This window comes from Salmonella sp. NW884, from assembly GCF_051700745.1.
GTDB classification, from domain to species: Bacteria; Pseudomonadota; Gammaproteobacteria; order Enterobacterales; family Enterobacteriaceae; genus Salmonella; species Salmonella enterica.
In genome coordinates, this window is record NZ_JAMMDE010000005.1 from 232097 (window position 1) to 250648 (window position 18552).

18 protein-coding genes and 2 pseudogenes are annotated in these 18552 nt (G+C 49.0%); 10 read left to right on the forward strand and 10 right to left on the reverse strand.

The window, feature by feature from the left end; translation table 11 throughout:
• Window positions 1–868: 868 nt before the first annotated feature.
• Window positions 869–1290: pseudogene (locus NA197_RS13655) on the reverse strand (tyrosine-type recombinase/integrase); the annotation flags it as partial.
• Between the two features lie 69 nt (window positions 1291–1359).
• On the opposite strand from NA197_RS13655, the pseudogene NA197_RS13660 reads away from it, so the two are divergent.
• Window positions 1360–2046 (forward strand): annotated as a pseudogene (locus NA197_RS13660) (transposase); the annotation flags it as partial.
• Between the two features lie 184 nt (window positions 2047–2230).
• Here the strand turns inward: NA197_RS13660 and NA197_RS13665 are convergent.
• Both NA197_RS13665 and NA197_RS13670 read right to left on the reverse strand, forming a co-directional pair.
• Window positions 2231–2371: a hypothetical protein gene (locus NA197_RS13665; protein WP_001640444.1), complete on the reverse strand. Its 141-nt coding sequence runs from the start codon at window positions 2369–2371 to the stop codon at window positions 2231–2233.
• A 168-nt stretch (window positions 2372–2539) separates the two neighbouring features.
• Window positions 2540–2806, reverse strand: a complete 267-nt coding sequence (locus tag NA197_RS13670) for a hypothetical protein (RefSeq protein ID WP_077950678.1) — start codon at window positions 2804–2806, stop codon at window positions 2540–2542.
• Between the two features lie 369 nt (window positions 2807–3175).
• On the opposite strand from NA197_RS13670, the gene NA197_RS13675 reads away from it, so the two are divergent.
• A complete protein-coding gene (locus NA197_RS13675; protein WP_000354408.1) occupies window positions 3176–3595 on the forward strand; it encodes a GNAT family N-acetyltransferase in 420 nt (139 codons plus the stop codon).
• Window positions 3596–3982: 387 nt separating this feature from the next.
• On the opposite strand, the gene NA197_RS13680 is transcribed toward NA197_RS13675, so the two are convergent.
• The gene (locus NA197_RS13680) at window positions 3983–4459 is read right to left on the reverse strand and encodes a hypothetical protein (RefSeq protein ID WP_053445721.1); all 477 of its coding nucleotides are present in this window, start codon (window positions 4457–4459) and stop codon (window positions 3983–3985) included.
• Between the two features lie 328 nt (window positions 4460–4787).
• Window positions 4788–5183, reverse strand: coding sequence for a DUF1398 domain-containing protein (locus tag NA197_RS13685; protein WP_000422887.1), 396 nt, complete (start codon window positions 5181–5183; stop codon window positions 4788–4790).
• A gap of 682 nt (window positions 5184–5865) precedes the next feature.
• Here NA197_RS13685 and sopE2 point away from each other — a divergent pair.
• From sopE2 to pphA, 4 genes are all read left to right on the forward strand, one after another.
• Window positions 5866–6588: an SPI-1 type III secretion system guanine nucleotide exchange factor SopE2 gene (sopE2, locus tag NA197_RS13690; RefSeq protein ID WP_052932126.1), complete on the forward strand. Its 723-nt coding sequence runs from the start codon at window positions 5866–5868 to the stop codon at window positions 6586–6588.
• Between the two features lie 284 nt (window positions 6589–6872).
• Window positions 6873–7037 (forward strand): hypothetical protein, encoded by a 165-nt coding sequence (locus tag NA197_RS13695; RefSeq protein ID WP_001134855.1) that lies wholly within the window; start codon window positions 6873–6875, stop codon window positions 7035–7037.
• Window positions 7028–7243 carry a serine/threonine protein phosphatase gene (locus NA197_RS13700; protein WP_319792432.1) on the forward strand — a complete coding sequence of 72 codons (216 nt, stop codon included), beginning with the start codon at window positions 7028–7030 and terminating at the stop codon, window positions 7241–7243. The genes NA197_RS13695 and NA197_RS13700 overlap by 10 nt, the downstream gene beginning before the upstream one ends.
• Before the next feature lie 17 nt (window positions 7244–7260).
• The gene (gene pphA, locus NA197_RS13705; protein ID WP_064043474.1) at window positions 7261–7911 is read left to right on the forward strand and encodes a protein-serine/threonine phosphatase; all 651 of its coding nucleotides are present in this window, start codon (window positions 7261–7263) and stop codon (window positions 7909–7911) included.
• An 18-nt stretch (window positions 7912–7929) separates the two neighbouring features.
• Here pphA and NA197_RS13710 read toward each other — a convergent pair whose 3' ends face one another.
• The 5 genes from NA197_RS13710 to yebS all read right to left on the reverse strand — a co-directional run bounded on the left by NA197_RS13710 (window position 7930) and on the right by yebS (window position 13988).
• Window positions 7930–8121 carry a YebW family protein gene (locus NA197_RS13710; RefSeq protein WP_000457838.1) on the reverse strand — a complete coding sequence of 64 codons (192 nt, stop codon included), beginning with the start codon at window positions 8119–8121 and terminating at the stop codon, window positions 7930–7932.
• A gap of 110 nt (window positions 8122–8231) precedes the next feature.
• On the reverse strand, window positions 8232–8468 hold the full coding sequence (locus tag NA197_RS13715) for a YebV family protein (RefSeq protein ID WP_024131167.1): 237 nt from the start codon (window positions 8466–8468) through the stop codon (window positions 8232–8234).
• 117 nt (window positions 8469–8585) lie between these two features.
• Window positions 8586–10025 carry a 16S rRNA (cytosine(1407)-C(5))-methyltransferase RsmF gene (rsmF, locus tag NA197_RS13720; protein WP_023226863.1) on the reverse strand — a complete coding sequence of 480 codons (1440 nt, stop codon included), beginning with the start codon at window positions 10023–10025 and terminating at the stop codon, window positions 8586–8588.
• A gap of 77 nt (window positions 10026–10102) precedes the next feature.
• Window positions 10103–12736, reverse strand: a complete 2634-nt coding sequence (locus NA197_RS13725; RefSeq protein WP_001529852.1) for a PqiB family protein — start codon at window positions 12734–12736, stop codon at window positions 10103–10105.
• Window positions 12705–13988, reverse strand: a complete 1284-nt coding sequence (yebS, locus tag NA197_RS13730; RefSeq protein WP_001207293.1) for a membrane integrity lipid transport subunit YebS — start codon at window positions 13986–13988, stop codon at window positions 12705–12707. The genes NA197_RS13725 and yebS overlap by 32 nt, the downstream gene beginning before the upstream one ends.
• A 128-nt stretch (window positions 13989–14116) precedes the next feature.
• Between yebS and NA197_RS13735 the strand changes: the two genes are divergently transcribed.
• The 4 genes from NA197_RS13735 (at window position 14117) to htpX (ending at window position 18540) form a co-directional block, all read left to right on the forward strand.
• A complete protein-coding gene (locus NA197_RS13735; RefSeq protein ID WP_001518229.1) occupies window positions 14117–14614 on the forward strand; it encodes a GAF domain-containing protein in 498 nt (165 codons plus the stop codon).
• Between the two features lie 97 nt (window positions 14615–14711).
• Complete coding sequence (gene proQ, locus NA197_RS13740) at window positions 14712–15398, forward strand: RNA chaperone ProQ (protein WP_000431401.1); 687 nt, start codon at window positions 14712–14714, stop codon at window positions 15396–15398.
• A 19-nt stretch (window positions 15399–15417) separates the two neighbouring features.
• On the forward strand, window positions 15418–17466 hold the full coding sequence (gene prc / locus NA197_RS13745; RefSeq protein WP_001525059.1) for a carboxy terminal-processing peptidase: 2049 nt from the start codon (window positions 15418–15420) through the stop codon (window positions 17464–17466).
• Between the two features lie 192 nt (window positions 17467–17658).
• Window positions 17659–18540 carry a protease HtpX gene (gene htpX, locus NA197_RS13750; protein ID WP_000984498.1) on the forward strand — a complete coding sequence of 294 codons (882 nt, stop codon included), beginning with the start codon at window positions 17659–17661 and terminating at the stop codon, window positions 18538–18540.
• The last annotated feature ends 12 nt before the right edge of the window (window positions 18541–18552 follow it).

Here is an 18552-nt window from a genome sequence, read left to right on the forward strand (position 1 = left end):
GAATTCCGTCAGGAAGCTCTGAAACTCGCTGAATGTACGTTGCCCGCGAACGATTGTTAATCAGCGCCATAGCAAGAATAATTGTTTGTTTCACAAGGAGATAGAAAAAACTATAGCTTTGCGCCGGGGCGGAGGCAGGAGGAGATAACTCGTTGTAATAGAATGTTTTTATATGGCGACCTTAAGAGAAATGCTTTCGCCTCGGTATACCACCCGCTATGAAGACCTGCTTCAGGTTAAGTGGCAGGTTTATCCAGATTTTCACATTCCTGATGTGATGGAACCGCAGCCACATCGTATGCAAGAACGGGCTGCGGCAAGCTGGCGATCGTTCGATAGTGCGAGTATTGAATGGTTGCCAGTTGCGGCGGATTTTACTTGTTCAGGATGACTAACCAATGTGTTTAATCTGAAACCAGGCATCTGTTCAACTTTTCGCGATCGCTTTTGTTGGCATCACTATTAAGCCTTCGTCTACATGGGCATTTGGCATCGGGAGGCCACCAGTGGAAGAGGTCGAGTGATATATTGGGCAGTGAGTTTGATTGGTCGGGGGATTTATACGCAAAATGGTTCGAAATATGTCCGAATTAAAACGTAAAAAGTGATAACTAATTGAATCTATTAGAATCAAAAATAACGTATTCTAATCGTTAAAATCACTTAATTAATATGTAACATTATGAATTTAAAGAGAAGGATTAATTGTTGCCGTAAACAGAAATCGTATTCGGTCTCTTTTTTTCTTATAAATCAGTTGCTTATGATCAATAATCCGAAATTTCCGAAATTTTCTAGAACTTCTGTATTCCGGGCTTTTTCGTTATATCAGATCCAAATCCAGTTTAACATTTCTTTTACAACAAAATCAGAGCATCACGTAAGCTTTATTATCGCGTTTATCGATATAGAGTTTCGTGGTGTTCTCGGAAGTATGTCCCAGGAGTTTCTGAGCAAACCCTTCCCCGTAAGCATCTTTATATAGTCGTCCGGATAAGCTGCGGATCTCGTGAAATGTCGGTGGGTTATCACTAAATTTATTCCGGTAAATTTTCGTGCCGCAACAAATTTTTTAGTCAGGCTGTCAGGATGAATACTCCCGTTCGGGCGGTTTTTGCGTATGCCAGCGCTGATAAGGTATTCGCTACGGCTTACCAGGCGGCAACGATCAATCACCGTACTGAGGCGTAAACCCATGGAAGGAGGGGGGCGCGAAAGTGGCAGAGCGATTTTCATATCGGTCTTGATTGGCTTAACGTACAGTCGCTCATCAATAATGTGACTGAACTGAGACTGTAATTAAAATTGTGTAATTGCCTGTTTTTGATATGTTCACTCCAGTAACGGAGACAGGCAATTATGGACGAAAAGAAACTCAAATTCCTTGCGGCTGAACTGGCTAAAGGCCTTAAAACCGAAGCCGACCTCAATCCGTTTTCCCGTATGCTGCGAAATTAACCGTCGAAACGGCGCTCAATGCGTAGCTGACTGACCACCCCGGGTATGAGAAAAACGCCCCCAAAACAGGCTCAAACACCCGCAATGGCTACTCATCAAAAACGGTGTTATGCGATGACGGCGAGATCGAACTGAACACGCCGCGTGACCGTGAAAACACCTTCGAACCACAGCTGCTTAAGAAGCACCAGACGCGCATTACGCAGATGGACAGCCAAATTTTATCCCCCTACGCCAAAGGCATGACTACCCGCGAAATCGTCGCCACCTTCAAAGAGATGTACGACGCCGCTGGGTATGTGGCTGGCCGAAAATGAAGGCGAAAAGTTCTGGCTAAGCGTGCTGACGGAGCTGAAAAACTGGGGCCTTCAGGACATCCTGATTGCCTGTGTGGACGGTCTGAAGGGCTTCCCGGATGCGATAAACAGCGTCTTCCCGCAACCCCATATCCAGCTATGCATTATCCATATGGTGCGTAACAGCCTGAAATACGTAGCCTGGAAAGACTACAAAGCCGTGACCAGCAGCCTGAAGATGGTCTATCAGACCCCGACCGAAGAGGCGGCTCTGATGGCGATGAGCCGTTTTATTATCAAGTTCGGTGACCGCCTGAGCGATCACCTTTAATAACTGGGCAGTTACACAGAATTACTGACAGGCTCATTCTTTTGTGTTGCGCATCTCTGTTTCTATTGTTTTAGATAGCCATAAGAGCTCTGTTGCTGAGAGTTTTAGTCGTGGGGTTCTTTCTTCTGTACCGGGTGGTCGCATTTCAAAACTGCAGGAACATCTGCTGAATACTGTATACTCCTGTATTTTGCATGTTGTTGAGATCAGTGTGCAATTCCTCGGTACTGGCTTGTTCTGTATAGGTCCGGAGATTTCTGGGTAGTGTCCTTGTGGACCTGAACATATGTTTTTGATTGAAAATGGCATCGTGTTTTATCCTTTACGCTGTGAAATGTTGTTTTGTGCTCTTCTGCTGTGATTGGTGATGTGACGGGATCGTCCATGCACCCTTCCTTTTATTGACGGCGTATCAGTCCATTGATGCCATGCTCGCTTAATTTGTCCAGCATCATCAAGCCGTCGTTTTCTTTCTGCTGCAATTCAAGCAACTTAAACCGTATTTCGTTAAGTAAAGGTTTAATAACTCCGCGCTTGCGAACCACCTTTCTGATAACGTCTTTTTCGAAGTATAAACGGCAGAAGTGATTTTCATAATTCGCCTACACTCTTCACCCAGCGCTGGCAAATCTTCAACGCTGAAAGGCTGGGGAGAAGGGCGTCCAGTTGCTGAACGGAGAGCGTACCAAACGCCCTGATTCCACGTGTTATCAAACTTCATACCGTGGTTATCATCCAGACAAGGCGCTTGAGGTTGCTCATGTCTTTTGGGGAAAGAGGTTCGGTGGTAGGTACTGGATATCCTGGATCGGGAAGTGGGTTCCACTGGTGCCAAATACAGGGGGCTGGTAAACCGGGTGGATACCTCAAATCCTGACAGGCCAGAGCACCAGCCTGATAAAATCGTATTACTGATTTCTAACCAGTGGCACATTAATTGTACCGGCTCAGACTCCAGCTGACAGTCTGCTTTAAGCGAGTAGCGGACGTGGCCTGCCCCCAGGAGTAAAAACAAACTTTCTATTGATACATTTTATTAACTTATTTATAACGTTATATTCCAAATACAAACTTGTTCAATTGGGCATGTATGGACATTCAAATCACACATCAAGTTACTGAATTTGATAAAGAAGAACTATTAACCGGATTAAGAAGCTACAATGCTCAGTTCGTCGATTTTAGTAAAAATGGGCAGCTTGGGGTCTACTGCAGAAACGAAAGCGGCGAAATGGTAGGCGGATTAATTGCTGACAGAAAAGGTCCGTGGCTCTGCATCGACTATCTTTGGGTAAGTGAATCTGCAAGGAACTGCGGTCTGGGGAGCAAACTTATGGCGATGGCCGAAAAAGAAGGTTTGCGGAAAGGCTGTGTTCATGGACTTGTAGATACTTTTAGCTTCCAGGCTCTCCCTTTTTATGAAAAACAGGGGTATATACTTCAAATGTCGCTACCGGACTTTCCTAAAGTAGGTTCGCAAAGGCATTATTTAATTAAGCCCGGTTTATAGCTTTGCTGCATTTGAATACACATAGCTTTATGAAAGCTGTAATCAGGTAGCTTTAAAATATATCGTACCGTTGGCCTGTACACACCATGATCAGCGTCCGCTTCTGGCACAGGGCGGACAGTCAGATTAGGTTTGGCGCTGTGCCATAGATATGTCAGCTCACATTTGAGCTAATACCTCCTGGCATGGCTAGAGGTACTCAGACAGCCGCTTGTAGGCGGCATGGTACGGATACAAAAACATATTGCGCTGTTATATAAACTGTAAACTGGGCTGTGCGTATAATACAAATCTTTCACTCAGAGAAACCTGCTGACAGCGTTAGTACTCCATTAATTAATTTTGTACTAAATCTCTGTGGTATGGCACAGGCGTTTAGAAGACAGTTCAATTGCGATCTGCTGGCTGGGATTTCGTCGCGCCACTCAAAAATGCGCAGATTTTTTCACCCGCCGTCAATGGCTCAATGGGCGTTTTTCCGAGGGCGGTCTCAGTCATGACGTTGGCAGGACCAATAAGCATGGACCATACTTCGCTCGCGTCTTGCTCAAGCGATGTGAAGGCAAGGAACAGTGTTTTATCTGAAGGAAAGCGGTGCCGAGTATTAAAAAGTTTCAGCCAGGCGCTGGACTGCCGGTCGGCCTGTGCTGATCGCGTGCCGAAGCGGAGTACTCTTTTTAGTATGGCGATACCCACAATGCCTGGCCCCAGAATAAAGGGACTCCCGACGTTTATGGTGACGCCGACCCCGAGAAAAACGAGGGCGAATGACAGCACGTTATCTACTCTTCTGGTAAGAGTACTGTATAGCTTTTCCAGAGAGTACCGGTAAAGAATTTGATAACTGATTTCATCCTTGCTCATACATTTCCAGATGTTTTTTCGATTACGCTCCGGTATGCTCCCGGAATCCTGACAGATTCTGCAATTATGCCACACTTCCTGGAGGGTATTAATTAGATAGAATATAAATAGCAGGCAAATATTTTGAGCTTTTAGTCGATATCGCTTTGAAAATCATTTCTCCTGCACCAGGAGATGCTGTTGTCGAGCATCGTGTCAAACGTTGTTGCATCGGTCGAACTGCACAGGGTAACTCTCGCAGCCAGACTCTCATTATGGTCTCTAAATGGATAACCCGCAGTCGTAACACGCCGGATGTCACGACTGACGCTATTATTACCCTGGCTTGTTAAAGCGGCATGACCACATTTTCTATATATAATAATTGGTTGTCTTTCGACCAGTATTGTCGAGTTTTTTGGTTTAATTCAACAATCCATTTAAAAACGCCTGCCGTTGCCAGATCGGTACAGTATTTTTCATAGGAATGCTCCCCCGAAAAGTGTTTAGCTGAAGTCAATTTTATTAATTGCGTATTCGGTGTTGAATTGACTTTAATCAGCTTTCTATTGCTTTTAATAGAAATGAAGTGGCCTGCATGAGTGATAATTTTCACATTACCGGTAGCAACAAAATAAATGTAATAAGCGATATTATTATATTCCAGATCGATTAGAAATGCGTTGAAATTTGCATCCTTTCTGACGCGCTCGAAAAAGTGGTTAAGCATAAGCTGTAATTCCATTTGTTAACCTATTGTAAGTTATAATGTTATATGTTGTGTTAGAGTATTGTTGCTTAAAAGCAGCCATACAAAGATGTTACCTAAAAGCAATAATAATCGTCTGGTATCATATAGTTTACGTTATGATTGGAATAGTGTTGCAATTGTTACTGATTATTTCTTGTAGCGCGTTTTTTTTGACCCCTAATAGATGAGTCAATCCATTTCATTTGTAGTTCTTCTGAACGCCATGAAATGTCATAATATATGAAAATCAGTTAATTAATTGATGTCTTGACAATGATTACAGTGGCGGAGAGGTTTGGCGTGGCGACTTTATAGGTTTTGAAAAAGCGGCTAACCCGCAGGCAGGATAATTGACAGTCAGCCTGTGAATGGGGGCAAAATCGTAACAACATCAGCATAAATAATAATATTCATGAATGTTTTGTGTGACGCAGCAGTTGAATTGAAGTGATGTTTTGCCTGTTCAGGATTGTCCCGGTAAAAATGTTCCTGGATAAAAGTCGATCACCTTACGCCGAAAAAACAGGCTAAGTGACAGAAGAGCAAAATTCATCAGGAAAATAAAATTTATAAAGATCAATAAATAAAAATGGTTGTGGCGAAGGTGGCTATTTTTTGAAAGCAAGAAATATAAATAAAGTGTAGCTATGCATAGGTACCCAAAAGGAGAACTACCGTGACTAACATAACACTATCCACCCAGCACTACAGAATCCATAGAAGTGACGTTGAACCAGTAAAAGAAAAAACAACGGATCAGGACGTTTTTGCAAAAAGTATTACTGCCGTTAGAAATAGCTTTATCAGTCTGTCGACGAGTCTGTCAGATCGCTTTAGCCTGCATCTGCAAACAGACATACCGACTACCCATTTTCATCGTGGGAGCGCCTCTGAGGGTAGGGCAGTATTAACCAGTAAAACTGTTAAAGATTTTATGCTGCAAAAGCTCAATAGCCTGGATATCAAAGGTAATGCGAGTAAAGATCCGGCCTATGCTCGTCAGACATGCGAAGCCATGTTATCAGCCGTGTACAGTAATAATAAAGATCACTGTTGTAAATTACTCATCAGTAAAGGGGTCAGTATTACCCCCTTTCTGAAAGAGATAGGAGAGGCTGCGCAGAATGCGGGGCTACCTGGGGAGATAAAAAACGGCGTATTTACTCCAGGTGGGGCAGGGGCGAATCCTTTTGTCGTCCCCCTCATTGCTGCAGCGAGCATTAAATATCCGCATATGTTTATAAATCATAATCAGCAGGTGTCTTTTAAAGCGTATGCTGAGAAAATCGTTATGAAAGAGGTTACGCCGCTGTTTAATAAGGGGACGATGCCGACGCCACAACAATTTCAGCTAACTATAGAAAATATCGCGAATAAGTATCTTCAGAATGCCTCCTGAAGATAGCAAACACAATACTGCTATTAACCATATGAATTAATAGCAGATTTTCTGAAACTATATATTCATTTTTATGGCGACGCTTTTAACAAAACGTCGTCATCTTTATTTTAATATAAAAATCAAATGGATACCCTTAAAACTTAAAATAATTGTTATTACTCTAAATACCGGTATAACCAGACAGCTTTTTTTGTAACGCTGCGTGTTGTTAAGTCTATGATACCCGCGCACGGATGATGTCTCGATAAGGATTAATGGTCTGTTAACTGTCAGGAGAGGTTATGCCGCCTTTAAAAAAAATTGTGCTGCGCCTGTTTGTGGGGGCGATGGTCGCCACGGTAACGACACCTGCATTGGCGCTGGTTTGCCTTGCAACTCACTCAGCTAAAGAGTGTGCTGAAGCCTGTGGTGTCGATATGTGGTTTATGTTTCCGATATGTTTTTAAGGAGGGAAAATATTGAAGGTGAACAGGCGATAGTGAGTAGCTCGCTGCGCCAGGGGATAACACTCCCCTGGCGCAGCCAGTTATATTTTATTGCGATGATAACAAAGCATTTACTCGCTAATGGTGAAATTCGCTATTTACAACAGCGCACGCTTACTAAGCAAAAAAATCTGCACACGCTATCTTTTTATATCTGTCCTGGATAATGAACGACAGGAAAAACATGATGCGGCCTGAAGAGATTTATCAGCGAATAGAGGCAAAGAATTGGCGGCATGTCTGGGTGGTTGGCGATATTCACGGCTGTTTTTCAATGTTAATGAAAAGGTTACGTGAGTGTCGATTTGATCCGCAACAAGACTTGTTAGTTTCTGTGGGCGATCTCATTGATAGAGGCCCGGACAGCCTGGGTTGCCTGGCTTTACTGCGTGAGTCCTGGATGATGGCGGTTCGCGGCAATCATGAACAAATGGCGCTGGATGCGCGGGCCTCATTGCAGTCGACGCTGTGGTTGATGAATGGTGGCGACTGGTTTACCCGCCTGACCGCTGAACACGCTGCGCAAGCTGAAGCGCTTTTTATCCTTTGTCAGCGGCTGCCCTGGATACTGGAAGTTCGCTGCCGCCATAGCACGCATGTGATCGCTCATGCTGATTACCCCGCGTCAACCTATCAATGGCAAAGAAAGGTCGATTTACATCAGGTTCTCTGGAGCCGCGAACGGCTCATAAATAAGCGCGGCGGGATTAGCGGAGCCGATCATTTTTGGTTTGGCCATACGCCGTTGCGCCGGCGCATGGATTTCGACAACGTACACTATATTGATACGGGCGCGGTATTTGGCGGGCAATTGACGTTAGCGCGGATACAATAGCGGCATCAGCGACCAGGGTTAAAAATCGCTATATTGCTGCGCAGGTCGCCAGAAGCCGTCGATAAAATCCTCTACCGGAAAACAGCCGCCATGGCGAATCCGTTGATCGTCCATCGAATAAAGACATTGCTGCTCGGTATCGTAGATGTCCACGACAATATCCTCGCATCCTCCATCCAGGTAACATACAAAAAGTACCAGCGCGAACATTACATCCTCAATGTTAACTACTTTACACGATAGTGTAGGAGAGGTTAGCGCAGGGGGGAAATGAGAAAAGGAAGAATAAATAACCCGCCTGGCGACGGGTTCTTTTTGAGTCAGGCAAGACGCATGACCCAGGCATCAGATTTAGGATCGTAATGATTACGGAACAAAACGGAATGTTCCCCGTTGAGAATGGCGGGAACGCTGGTTTCGGCATCCCAGGCGTCCAGTTGCATACATAAATCCGGATCGGATTTACAGGGGATAGTTAACGTTCGCTCCCCCGGCGATTCGCCATGTAATTCAGCATCGTCGATTTCAAAAGCGCCAATGCGCACACTGGTTTTCATCATCGTGCTCTCCGTTAATACGCTAATTGTGGTACGACCAGTTTAGTCGTCCATTTTTCAGCGTAGTCAACGTACGCAAAAGCGCCAGTCAAAAAGTGCGGTTTTTTTGTGCGCCTTTTAACTATTACCAGTAAAGAGTTTGCCATCACGTACCAGTTCACGCGGGTAACTGTTCTTTATTCTTGAGCCGATACGTTTTGCCAGACCAAGCGGCTGACGCTGGAACGTCACCAGGACATCATCAGCGGCAGGGGGTGTTTGCGGATAAATATCCCGACCGCGATACCACTCCTCCGCCTCTTGCGCAGAGAGTTCGAACGCGTGAGCATGAGTCGGGCAGGCAAGGGCTATCGTCGCCTCATGTTGCCAGCGATAGCCTTTATTATGACTTTCGGCCAGCTTAATGCCGAGCCGGGAAAAACGGACTTTTCCGATCAGTGATTCAATCTCTGCCGGGAACAGCCAGACCTCTTTTTCACGCTGCCAAAGATGGAGATTTTCATCCCATAACAGTCCGACGGCGTTGGCCGCCTGGGTAACGTGTAATGCTTCGCGGCCTTTGAGGGGGGTAAAAGGAAACGCCCCCACTTTATACCCCGGCGCGGGCATGGCTGGAAGGGATGACATTTTACGCAGACGTGCGACGAAGAATCCTTCGCAGTCGTAAATTTGCGGGAAGACGTGCAGGAAGCCTTCCGGGGTGAGGGCGCGGTCAGCGTCAGGAAACAGATCACCCAGCGGCAAAAATTCAACGGCGTCGGCGTAGGTCTCTTGCAGCCAGAGGCAGACCGCTTCGTTTTCCTGGCGATTTAACGTGCAGGTGGAGTAGACCAGCGTGCCGCCGGGTCGTAAAGCATGAAAAGCGCTGTCGAGCAGTTCCCGCTGTGTAGCCGCGATATCCAGATTGCTTTCTGGCGACCAGTTTTTTAGCGCATCAGGATCTTTACGTACTACGCCTTCGCCAGAGCAGGGCGCATCCAGCAGGATAGCGTCAAACATCTCCGGTAACGCAGCGCCAAATACGCGGCCATCGAAATGCGTCAGTGCGGTATTGGCGATTCCACATCGGCTGATATTAGCGTGCAGAACTTTGACGCGGCTGGCCGAAAATTCGTTGGCCAGAATGGCGCCGCGGTTCCCCATGCGGGCAGCGATCTGCGTGGTTTTGGAGCCAGGCGCCGCTGCCATATCCATGACCCGCTGCGGATGATTATCATCGGCGAACAGGGCCGCGACCGGCAGCATAGAACTGGCCTCCTGAATGTAAAACAGGCCGCTTAAATGCTCAGCGGTACTGCCAAGCGGCAATGCCTCTTCATCATCGCGCTCGATCCAGAATCCTTCATGACACCACGGAATTGGCGTGAGCGACCAGCCGTAGGGCGCGATTAGGGCAAGGAAATCAGCCACGGAGATTTTAAGCGTATTGATGCGTATACTGCGGCGCAACGGGCGTTGGCAGGCCGAAATAAATTCATCAAAAGAGAGCGTGGAAGGCATTGCTTCACGCATTTGCGTCAGAAAAGCGTCAGGAAAATAGACAGCGTGTTGAGCCACAGGTGTATCGCCGGCAAAAAAACAGGCGCGCAGTGTAGCATAAAACGCTCCGGCGCGAGTACGCCGGAGCCTGGTGTTTAACGTGGCAGAGCGGTGCCCCATTCACGCCACTCTTTCGGTTCGCTCTCTTGTAACAGGAAATGCTTACCGGCTTGCGCTTTTGGCGCCAGCGGCGTACCTGGTGGAGTAGCGAAGGCGATACCGCCACGGATGAACTGATTAAATGTCCCCGTTTTCACCACGCCGCCTGTCAGACCAAAGTCGAGACTATAGCCGGAGGCAAGCCAGAATACGGAGTTATTACGCACCAGATATTGGTAACGCTTACTGATACGCAAGGTGATCATCACGCGATCGGAGAGCGACCCCAGGGACATTCCGGTGACGGTTCCCACTTCGATACCGCGGAACAGGACGGGGGTGCCAATATTAAGCGAGCCTGCTTCTGGCGCCTCCACGACGATGCTTAACCCATCCAGATAGCGTGAGTCGGTAATCGTGGCTTCCTGCAGTTCAAAGTCGCGCCGCGCCGCGCCGCGTCCTGGCTCAACGTTAATATAGGGCTGGAGAATCGTATCCAGATGCTCGACGCCCGCCGCGGAAATTTGTGGCGTAATAACGGAAAAACGTGTCCCGGCGCGGGCAAATGTCTGTACGTACTCCGGATAAAGGACGGCTTTTGCCTGCACTTCATTACGTGCGGTGATCAATTCCAGCGTCTGGATCTGGCCGATATCAATACCGAGGTAACGAATTGGCATCCCCTCCGCCAATTTTCCGGCGTCGAACGCGTGCAGCGTAATTTGTCCGCCTACCGCGCGGGCGGAAGTTTCTGAAGCATAAAGAATGCGTTTATCGCCTTTGCGCCGACTGGCGCTGGCGCCGCTCAGGTTATCAAAACTAATGGCCCCTTTCAGCGCGCGGGAGAGTGGCGAGGCCTGTACCGTTAGGCCGCTGCCGTTAAGTTGCACTTTCGCGCCGCCTTCCGCCCAGAACACGCTATTGCTGGTTAACAGGTGGCGATACTCCGGCTTAATATGCAGGTCGATGTCAAAGGTATTGGCGCGTGGGCGAACGGTGATGACTTCGCCTACTTCAAATTTTCGATACAGCACGACGGAACCTGCCTGGACATCCGGCAACGTTTCGGCCGTCAGCGTTAAGGTGGTAGTCGGTAAGTCACTGAGGCTATTTTCCAGCGCTTTTTCCAGGTTAGCATAGAGCGGGTAGGTGGATTTCATCTTCCCGCTCGTACCGGGTAAAATACGAATTCCGCCGTCAATCCACTCGCTGGCGCTGGCGCCGAGGAACTCTACGCCGTCAAGGCCGACTTTGACATCCACCCGGCTGTTGACCACGAATTTACTGTCGCCCTGTACCAAATCCCGGTGCTGCGGTTCAATCGCGACGGTGAATGACACGCCTTTACTGGATAAATTGCGCTCAATGACCTGGCCAATTTTTACGCCATGTAAAATTAACGGCTGGCCCGGTTCGATGCCGTAACTTTCCGGGGCCGTCAGCGTCAGGGTTAAGGCATTCGCCTCATGCAGCAGGGCTTTTTCACCCGGCACCACCACAAATTCACTGCGCGGTTCGCCGTCGCCCGGCACCAGTTCGAAGGTTTTTCCGGTTAACAACGAACTGATATTCGCGTCGCTCAGCGACAGTTTGGGATTGCGTAACTCAATGCGCGTATTTTCCCGCATCAGCGGAACAACGCTGGGATCGACGGTCATCTCTCCGGTGACTTTACCGCCAGGGTTGAGCGTCAGTTTAGAAAGCTCACCCACCTCCAGTCCCTGGTACATGAGCGGCGTAGATTCCGCCTTCAGACCGTCTCCGCTGGGCAGCTCAAGTTTAACGATTACCCCTCGTTGGCTGTGGGCTAAATCTTTATATAAGCCGAACGTGTCATCCTGGGCGGCGGGTTTGGAATTGTCCGGTGAGTCAAACGCAATCGCGCCATTGACCAGGGCCGCGAGGCTCTCCAGTTTCACCTTCGCGCCGCTCAGGCTTAGATCGGCGTCAATGCCGGAGACATTCCAGAAACGGCTGCCTTTTTTCACCAGATCGGTAAACCGTCGCTCAATCAGAACGTCAATCGTCACGCCCTGTTTGTTAGGGTTAATCGAATAGTCATACACCCGTCCGACAGGGATTTTACGGAAATAGACCAGTGAACCGCTATTAAGCGAGCCGAGATCCGGCGCATTGAGATGAATCATCAGATCGCCGTTGCTAAGCCGGTATTTAGGCTGTGTATCCAGGGCGACGAAATGATCCCTGGGCTTGCCTTTACCTGGCATCATACCGATGTAATTCCCGCCGACCAACGCATCCAGGCCGGAAACGCCCGCCAGCGAGGCTTTGGGCGTCACCAGCCAGAATTGCGTCTCTTCGCGCAACGCATCTTCCATATCTGATTTGATACTGACGCGAACTTCAATTTTGCGCAGATCTTTGCTCAGGCTGACATCTTCCACGGTGCCGACTTCTACTCCCTGATAACGAACGGGAGTCCGGCCTGGTACGATACCATCCGCCGACATAAAATCGATAGTCACGCTATTGCCGCGATCCTGGTAGCTATCCCATACTAGCCACCCTGCGATCATTAGCGCGATAAGCGGTAGCAGCCAGAAAGGTGAAATACGGCGTTTGGTTTTAATTTGCGCTTCAGTCTTCGAAGCGGGCGTTTCCTGACTCATGTGCATCCCAAAGTAAGCGGCTATCCAGCCATTCCACTGCAAGAATAGTCAAAATTACCGCTGCGCCGAAATAAAACGCAGCCGGTCCCATAGTAAAAGCCAGAATCTGATCGCGATTAATCAGAGACATGGTTAACGAGATAACGAAAAGATCCAGCATCGACCAGCGGCCTATCCATGTCACCAGACGCAGCAACAGAATTCGCGTCCGCAGTCCCTGTTCGCATTTAAAATGGATACTCAACAGTAGCGTAAACATCACGATGACTTTGGTAAACGGCACCAAAATACTGGCGATAAAAACGACGGCGGCGACGGCGATATTGCTGCTGGCAAGCGACATAATGCCCGACAGGATAGTATCTTCCTGACGCCCGCCATTAATGTAGATTACTGAGATAGGCAGCAGGTTTGCCGGCAGCAAAAAGACAATAGACGCCAGCAAGGCCGCCCAACACTTCTGTATGCTCTGTTTTCTACGTAACCGTAGCGGAATATGACAACGCGGGCAGCGTCCTTTCGCATCCGGATAGCCGCTAAAGTGGCAGCCAAGACAGACGCGCAATCTTTCGTCCGCACGTTGAGCAGGGCGCTGTGGATAAAATCGTTCCCATAGTTGCTCCACATTCAGATGAATCATAGTCAGAATGCTAAGAACCACCAACGAGACGAACGCTAAAAGCCCGATGCCCGGCTGCAGAAAGGCATAGTCCTGCACTTTGATAGAGGCAACGCCAATACCGACCAGATAGATGTCCAGCATCACCCACTCTTTCAGTTTTTCCAGCATCAGCAGGACTGGACGCAGATTCATGCCGAGAAGGCTGCCAAACCACAGGTAAGCAATTGAAAAAACCAAAATAAGCGGCGCGCCCACCACGCAAAAGAGCACCATTGCGGCGGTTAACGGATCGCCCTGCTGCGTCATTTGCCAGATGCCGTGCATCACATTGGCATCAATGCGTACGCCCAACAGGTAGATATGGAGTAACGGTTCGCTCCAGGCAAACGGCATCAATAGCAGCATGGTTACTGCCATCGCGGTCAGCCGCGTCAGCGACCAGTCGCGCCCATCGCGAATTTTGGCCTGGCAACGAGGACAATAAGCGCTTTGATGAGCGCTCATCTCCGGCAAGCTGAACAGCATGTCGCATTCAGGGCAGCGCTGGTAGTGGCTGCGCGGCAGCGCTTCGCTAATTGACCTGATCGTTAGCTTTTTTGTTGGCGTGACGTGTGAGGTGTTCAGAGCCATGTATCGTGAATCAAAGTGTTAGAATAATGTAATCTTAACTCATGACAGGAATAATCTTGAGCAAGAACGCATTTAATGCTTATTTTAATAGCCTGTGTTTAGGAGTAAGACCACGAAGTGATTATATAATGAGCAAAACAGAACTATACGCGGCGTTAAACCGCGATTTTCAGTCGTTAATGGCAGGTGAAACCAGCTTTCTGGCCACGCTGGCGAATACCAGCGCGCTACTGTTCGAACGCCTTACCGAGGTGAACTGGGCGGGATTTTATCTCCTCGAAGGCGATACGCTGGTGTTGGGGCCGTTTCAGGGGCGAATCGCCTGTGTGCGGATTCCGGTTGGTCGCGGCGTGTGCGGCGCAGCGGTAGCGCAGAATAAGGTTCAACGTATTGATGATGTTCATGCGTTTGACGGCCATATTGCCTGTGATGCCGCCAGCAACGCCGAAATTGTGCTGCCTGTCACGGTTGGCGAACGGATTATCGGCGTGCTGGATATAGATAGCACGGCGTTTGGCCGTTTTACCGAAGAAGATGAACACGGCCTGCGTACGCTGGTCGCACAGCTTGAAACCGTGCTTGCAACGACGGATTACAAAAAATTCTTTGCGAGCGTCGCAGGATAATCAACGGATAACGTAGCAATTACTGATGGCGTCATTATAATGACGCCTGTTCATGCCTGCTGCTTGTTGGCTACGTCCGTTGTAATCAGGAAATTTCATGGAAAATCAACCTAAGTTGAATAGCAGTAAAGAAGTTATCGCGTTTCTGGCCGAGCGTTTTCCTCACTGTTTTAGTGCGGAAGGCGAAGCTCGCCCGCTGAAAATTGGTATTTTTCAGGATCTGGTAGAGCGAGTTGGGGGCGAAATGAACCTCAGCAAAACGCAACTTCGTTCCGCTTTACGTCTTTATACTTCAAGCTGGCGTTACCTGTACGGCGTTAAGCCGGGCGCAACGCGCGTCGACCTTGATGGCAATCCGTGCGGCGAGCTGGAAGAACAGCATGTCGAACATGCGCGTAAGCAGCTTGAAGAAGCCAAAGCCCGTGTTCAGGCGCAGCGCGCAGAGCAGCAAGCGAAAAAACGCGAAGCTGCCGCGGCGGCTGGCGAAAAAGAAGACGCGCCGCGACGCGAGCGTAAACCTCGCCCGGTAGCGCGTCGTAAAGAAGGCGCTGAACGTAAACCTCGCGCTGATAAACCGACGACGAAAGCGCCGCGTGCGCCTCGCGAAGAGAAGCACACGCCGGTTTCTGATATTTCAGTATTGACCGTAGGGCAGTCCCTCAAGGTGAAAGCGGGTAATAATGCGATGGATGCCACCGTATTAGAAATCACCAAAGATGGTGTCCGTGTACAGCTGAATTCGGGTATGTCTTTGATTGTACGCGCAGAACACCTGGTGTTCTGAAACGGAGGCCAGGCCTGGCATGAACACTTTTTTTAGGCTTACCGCGTTAGCTGGCCTGCTTGCATTAGCAGGCCAGTCCTTCGCCGTGGAAGATATTACGCGTGCCGATCAAATTCCCGTACTAAAGGAAGAGACGCAACATGCGACGGTGAGCGAGCGCGTAACGTCGCGTTTTACCCGCTCCCACTATCGCCAGTTCGATCTGGATGAGGCATTTTCGGCAAAGATTTTTGATCGCTATCTGAATCTTCTCGACTATAGCCACAACGTTTTGTTGGCGAGCGATGTCGAGCAGTTTGCGAAAAAGAAAACCGTGTTGGGCGATGAGCTGCGCACGGGTAAGCTGGATGTTTTTTACGATCTTTATAACCTGGCGCAAAAGCGCCGGTTTGAACGTTACCAGTACGCGCTAAAAGTGCTGGAACGGCCAATGGATTTCACCGGAAACGATACGTTTAACCTGGACCGCAGTAAAGCGCCCTGGCCGAAAGATGAGGCTGAGCTAAATGCGCTGTGGGATGGTAAAGTGAAATTCGATGAGCTCAGTCTGAAACTCACCGGCAAGAGCGACAAAGAAATTCGCGAAACGCTGACGCGTCGCTACAAATTCGCTATTCGTCGCCTGGCGCAGACCAACAGTGAAGATGTGTTCTCGCTGGCGATGACCGCTTTTGCGCGTGAAATCGACCCGCATACGAATTATCTTTCTCCCCGCAATACCGAGCAGTTTAATACCGAAATGAGCCTGTCTCTGGAAGGTATCGGCGCGGTGCTGCAAATGGATGACGATTACACTGTCATTAACTCATTGGTCGCCGGCGGCCCAGCAGCGAAGAGCAAGTCGATTAGCGTCGGCGATCGTATCGTCGGCGTAGGGCAGGCCGGAAAACCGATGGTCGACGTCATTGGCTGGCGTCTTGACGATGTGGTGGCGCTGATCAAAGGGCCAAAAGGCAGCAAGGTCCGACTGGAAATACTGCCGGCTGGTAAAGGGACGAAAACGCGTATCATCACGCTGACGCGTGAACGGATTCGTCTTGAAGATCGCGCGGTTAAAATGTCGGTGAAAACCGTCGGCAAGGAAAAAGTTGGCGTACTGGATATTCCAGGCTTCTATGTTGGCTTGACCGATGATGTCAAAGTTCAGCTTCAGAAGCTGGAAAAACAGAATGTTAACAGCATCGTTATCGATCTGCGTTCAAACGGCGGTGGGGCGCTGACGGAAGCCGTTTCGCTTTCCGGTCTGTTTATCCCTTCTGGTCCGATAGTTCAGGTGCGCGACAATAACGGCAAAGTGCGTGAGGATAGCGACACCGACGGCGTGGTCTACTACAAAGGCCCGCTGGTGGTGCTGGTCGATCGTTTCAGTGCCTCGGCATCGGAAATCTTCGCTGCCGCGATGCAGGATTATGGTCGCGCGCTGATTGTCGGTGAGCCGACCTTCGGTAAAGGGACGGTACAGCAATATCGTTCGCTAAACCGAATTTACGATCAGATGCTTCGCCCGGAATGGCCTGCGCTGGGTTCGGTGCAGTACACCATTCAGAAGTTTTACCGTGTCAACGGCGGTAGTACGCAGCGTAAAGGGGTCACGCCGGATATCATCATGCCGACCGGCAATGAAGAGACGGAAACCGGAGAAAAATTTGAAGATAACGCCTTGCCGTGGGATAGCATTGATGCGGCGAAATACGTGAAATCGGACGATTTAGCCCCGTTTGGCCCGGAATTATTGAAAGAGCACAACGCGCGTATCGCCAAAGATCCTGAGTTTCAGTACATCATGAAGGATATCGCACGTTTCAATGCCATGAAGGATAAGCGTAACATCGTCTCTCTGAATTATGCGCAGCGTGAGAAAGAGAACAATGAAGAAGACGCTCTGCGTCTGGCGCGCATTAACGATCGGTTTAAACGTGAGGGTAAACCGTTGCTGAAGAAACTGGACGATCTGCCAAAGGATTACCAGGAGCCGGACCCATACCTTGATGAAACGGTGAAGATTGCTCTGGACCTGGCGCATCTTGAAAAAGAAAAACCAGCGGAGCAGGCGGCAGCCGATAAGTAACGCTAAACAGGCACAAAAAATTGTGCCTGTTTTTTTTAACAAGCGCAGAAGTCGTCAGGATAATGCTACAAAATGTAAAGTTGTGTTTTTCTCGTGACTTACCGCCTGGTGATGCTTGAAAATAGCCATAAGACCCATACGATGTGGGTAATCGCATAGTGCGCTTTGTTAAATTGAGGTTAAAAGAAAATTATGATGCGAATCGCGCTCTTCCTGCTGACGAACCTGGCCGTGATGGTCGTTTTCGGGCTGGTTCTGAGCCTGACAGGGATACAGTCGAGCAGCGTGCAAGGCTTGCTGATCATGGCGCTGCTGTTTGGTTTTGGCGGTTCTTTTATTTCATTGCTGATGTCCAAATGGATGGCGTTAAAATCCGTAGGAGGGGAAGTTATTGAACAGCCTCGCAATGAAAGAGAACGCTGGTTGATGAACACCGTAGCAACGCAAGCGCGCCAGGCCGGTATCGCCATGCCGCAGGTTGCTATCTACCATGCGCCGGACATTAACGCGTTTGCGACGGGCGCACGCCGTGACGCCTCATTGGTCGCTGTGAGCACCGGTTTGTTGCAAAACATGAGCCCTGACGAAGCGGAAGCCGTCATTGCGCATGAAATCAGCCATATTGCCAATGGCGATATGGTGACGATGACGTTGATTCAGGGGGTGGTTAACACCTTCGTTATCTTTATTTCGCGCATTATCGCGCAAATTGCTGCTGGTTTTCTGGGCGGCAACCGCGATGAAGGCGAAGGAAGTAACGGTAATCCGCTAATCTATTTCGCCGTTGCGACGGTGCTGGAACTGGTCTTCGGTATTCTGGCGAGCATCATCACCATGTGGTTCTCCCGTTACCGTGAGTTTCATGCCGATGCGGGATCGGCGAAGCTGGTTGGCCGTGAAAAAATGATTGCCGCGTTGCAGCGCCTGAAAACCAGCTACGAGCCGCAAGAAGCGACCAGCATGATGGCGTTTTGTATTAACGGTAAATCGAAATCGTTAAGCGAGCTGTTTATGACGCACCCACCGCTGGATAAACGCATTGAAGCGCTGCGTAGCGGTGAGTACCTGAAATAATAAGCCCACTGG

Coding starts and splice junctions, on each gene's coding strand:
- NA197_RS13665 (WP_001640444.1), bottom strand. CDS start 2,371: ATGTTCAGGTCCACAAGGACACTACCCAGAAATCTCCGGACCTATACA.
- pphA (WP_064043474.1), top strand. CDS start 7,261: ATGATGCGGCCTGAAGAGATTTATCAGCGAATAGAGGCAAAGAATTGG.
- NA197_RS13675 (WP_000354408.1), top strand. CDS start 3,176: ATGGACATTCAAATCACACATCAAGTTACTGAATTTGATAAAGAAGAA.
- NA197_RS13725 (WP_001529852.1), bottom strand. CDS start 12,736: ATGAGTCAGGAAACGCCCGCTTCGAAGACTGAAGCGCAAATTAAAACC.
- NA197_RS13680 (WP_053445721.1), bottom strand. CDS start 4,459: ATGAGCAAGGATGAAATCAGTTATCAAATTCTTTACCGGTACTCTCTG.
- prc (WP_001525059.1), top strand. CDS start 15,418: ATGAACACTTTTTTTAGGCTTACCGCGTTAGCTGGCCTGCTTGCATTA.
- NA197_RS13700 (WP_319792432.1), top strand. CDS start 7,028: ATGTTTTTAAGGAGGGAAAATATTGAAGGTGAACAGGCGATAGTGAGT.
- NA197_RS13695 (WP_001134855.1), top strand. CDS start 6,873: ATGCCGCCTTTAAAAAAAATTGTGCTGCGCCTGTTTGTGGGGGCGATG.
- NA197_RS13710 (WP_000457838.1), bottom strand. CDS start 8,121: ATGTTCGCGCTGGTACTTTTTGTATGTTACCTGGATGGAGGATGCGAG.
- NA197_RS13735 (WP_001518229.1), top strand. CDS start 14,117: ATGAGCAAAACAGAACTATACGCGGCGTTAAACCGCGATTTTCAGTCG.
- NA197_RS13715 (WP_024131167.1), bottom strand. CDS start 8,468: ATGAAAACCAGTGTGCGCATTGGCGCTTTTGAAATCGACGATGCTGAA.
- NA197_RS13685 (WP_000422887.1), bottom strand. CDS start 5,183: ATGGAATTACAGCTTATGCTTAACCACTTTTTCGAGCGCGTCAGAAAG.
- proQ (WP_000431401.1), top strand. CDS start 14,712: ATGGAAAATCAACCTAAGTTGAATAGCAGTAAAGAAGTTATCGCGTTT.
- NA197_RS13670 (WP_077950678.1), bottom strand. CDS start 2,806: ATGAAGTTTGATAACACGTGGAATCAGGGCGTTTGGTACGCTCTCCGT.
- htpX (WP_000984498.1), top strand. CDS start 17,659: ATGATGCGAATCGCGCTCTTCCTGCTGACGAACCTGGCCGTGATGGTC.
- yebS (WP_001207293.1), bottom strand. CDS start 13,988: ATGGCTCTGAACACCTCACACGTCACGCCAACAAAAAAGCTAACGATC.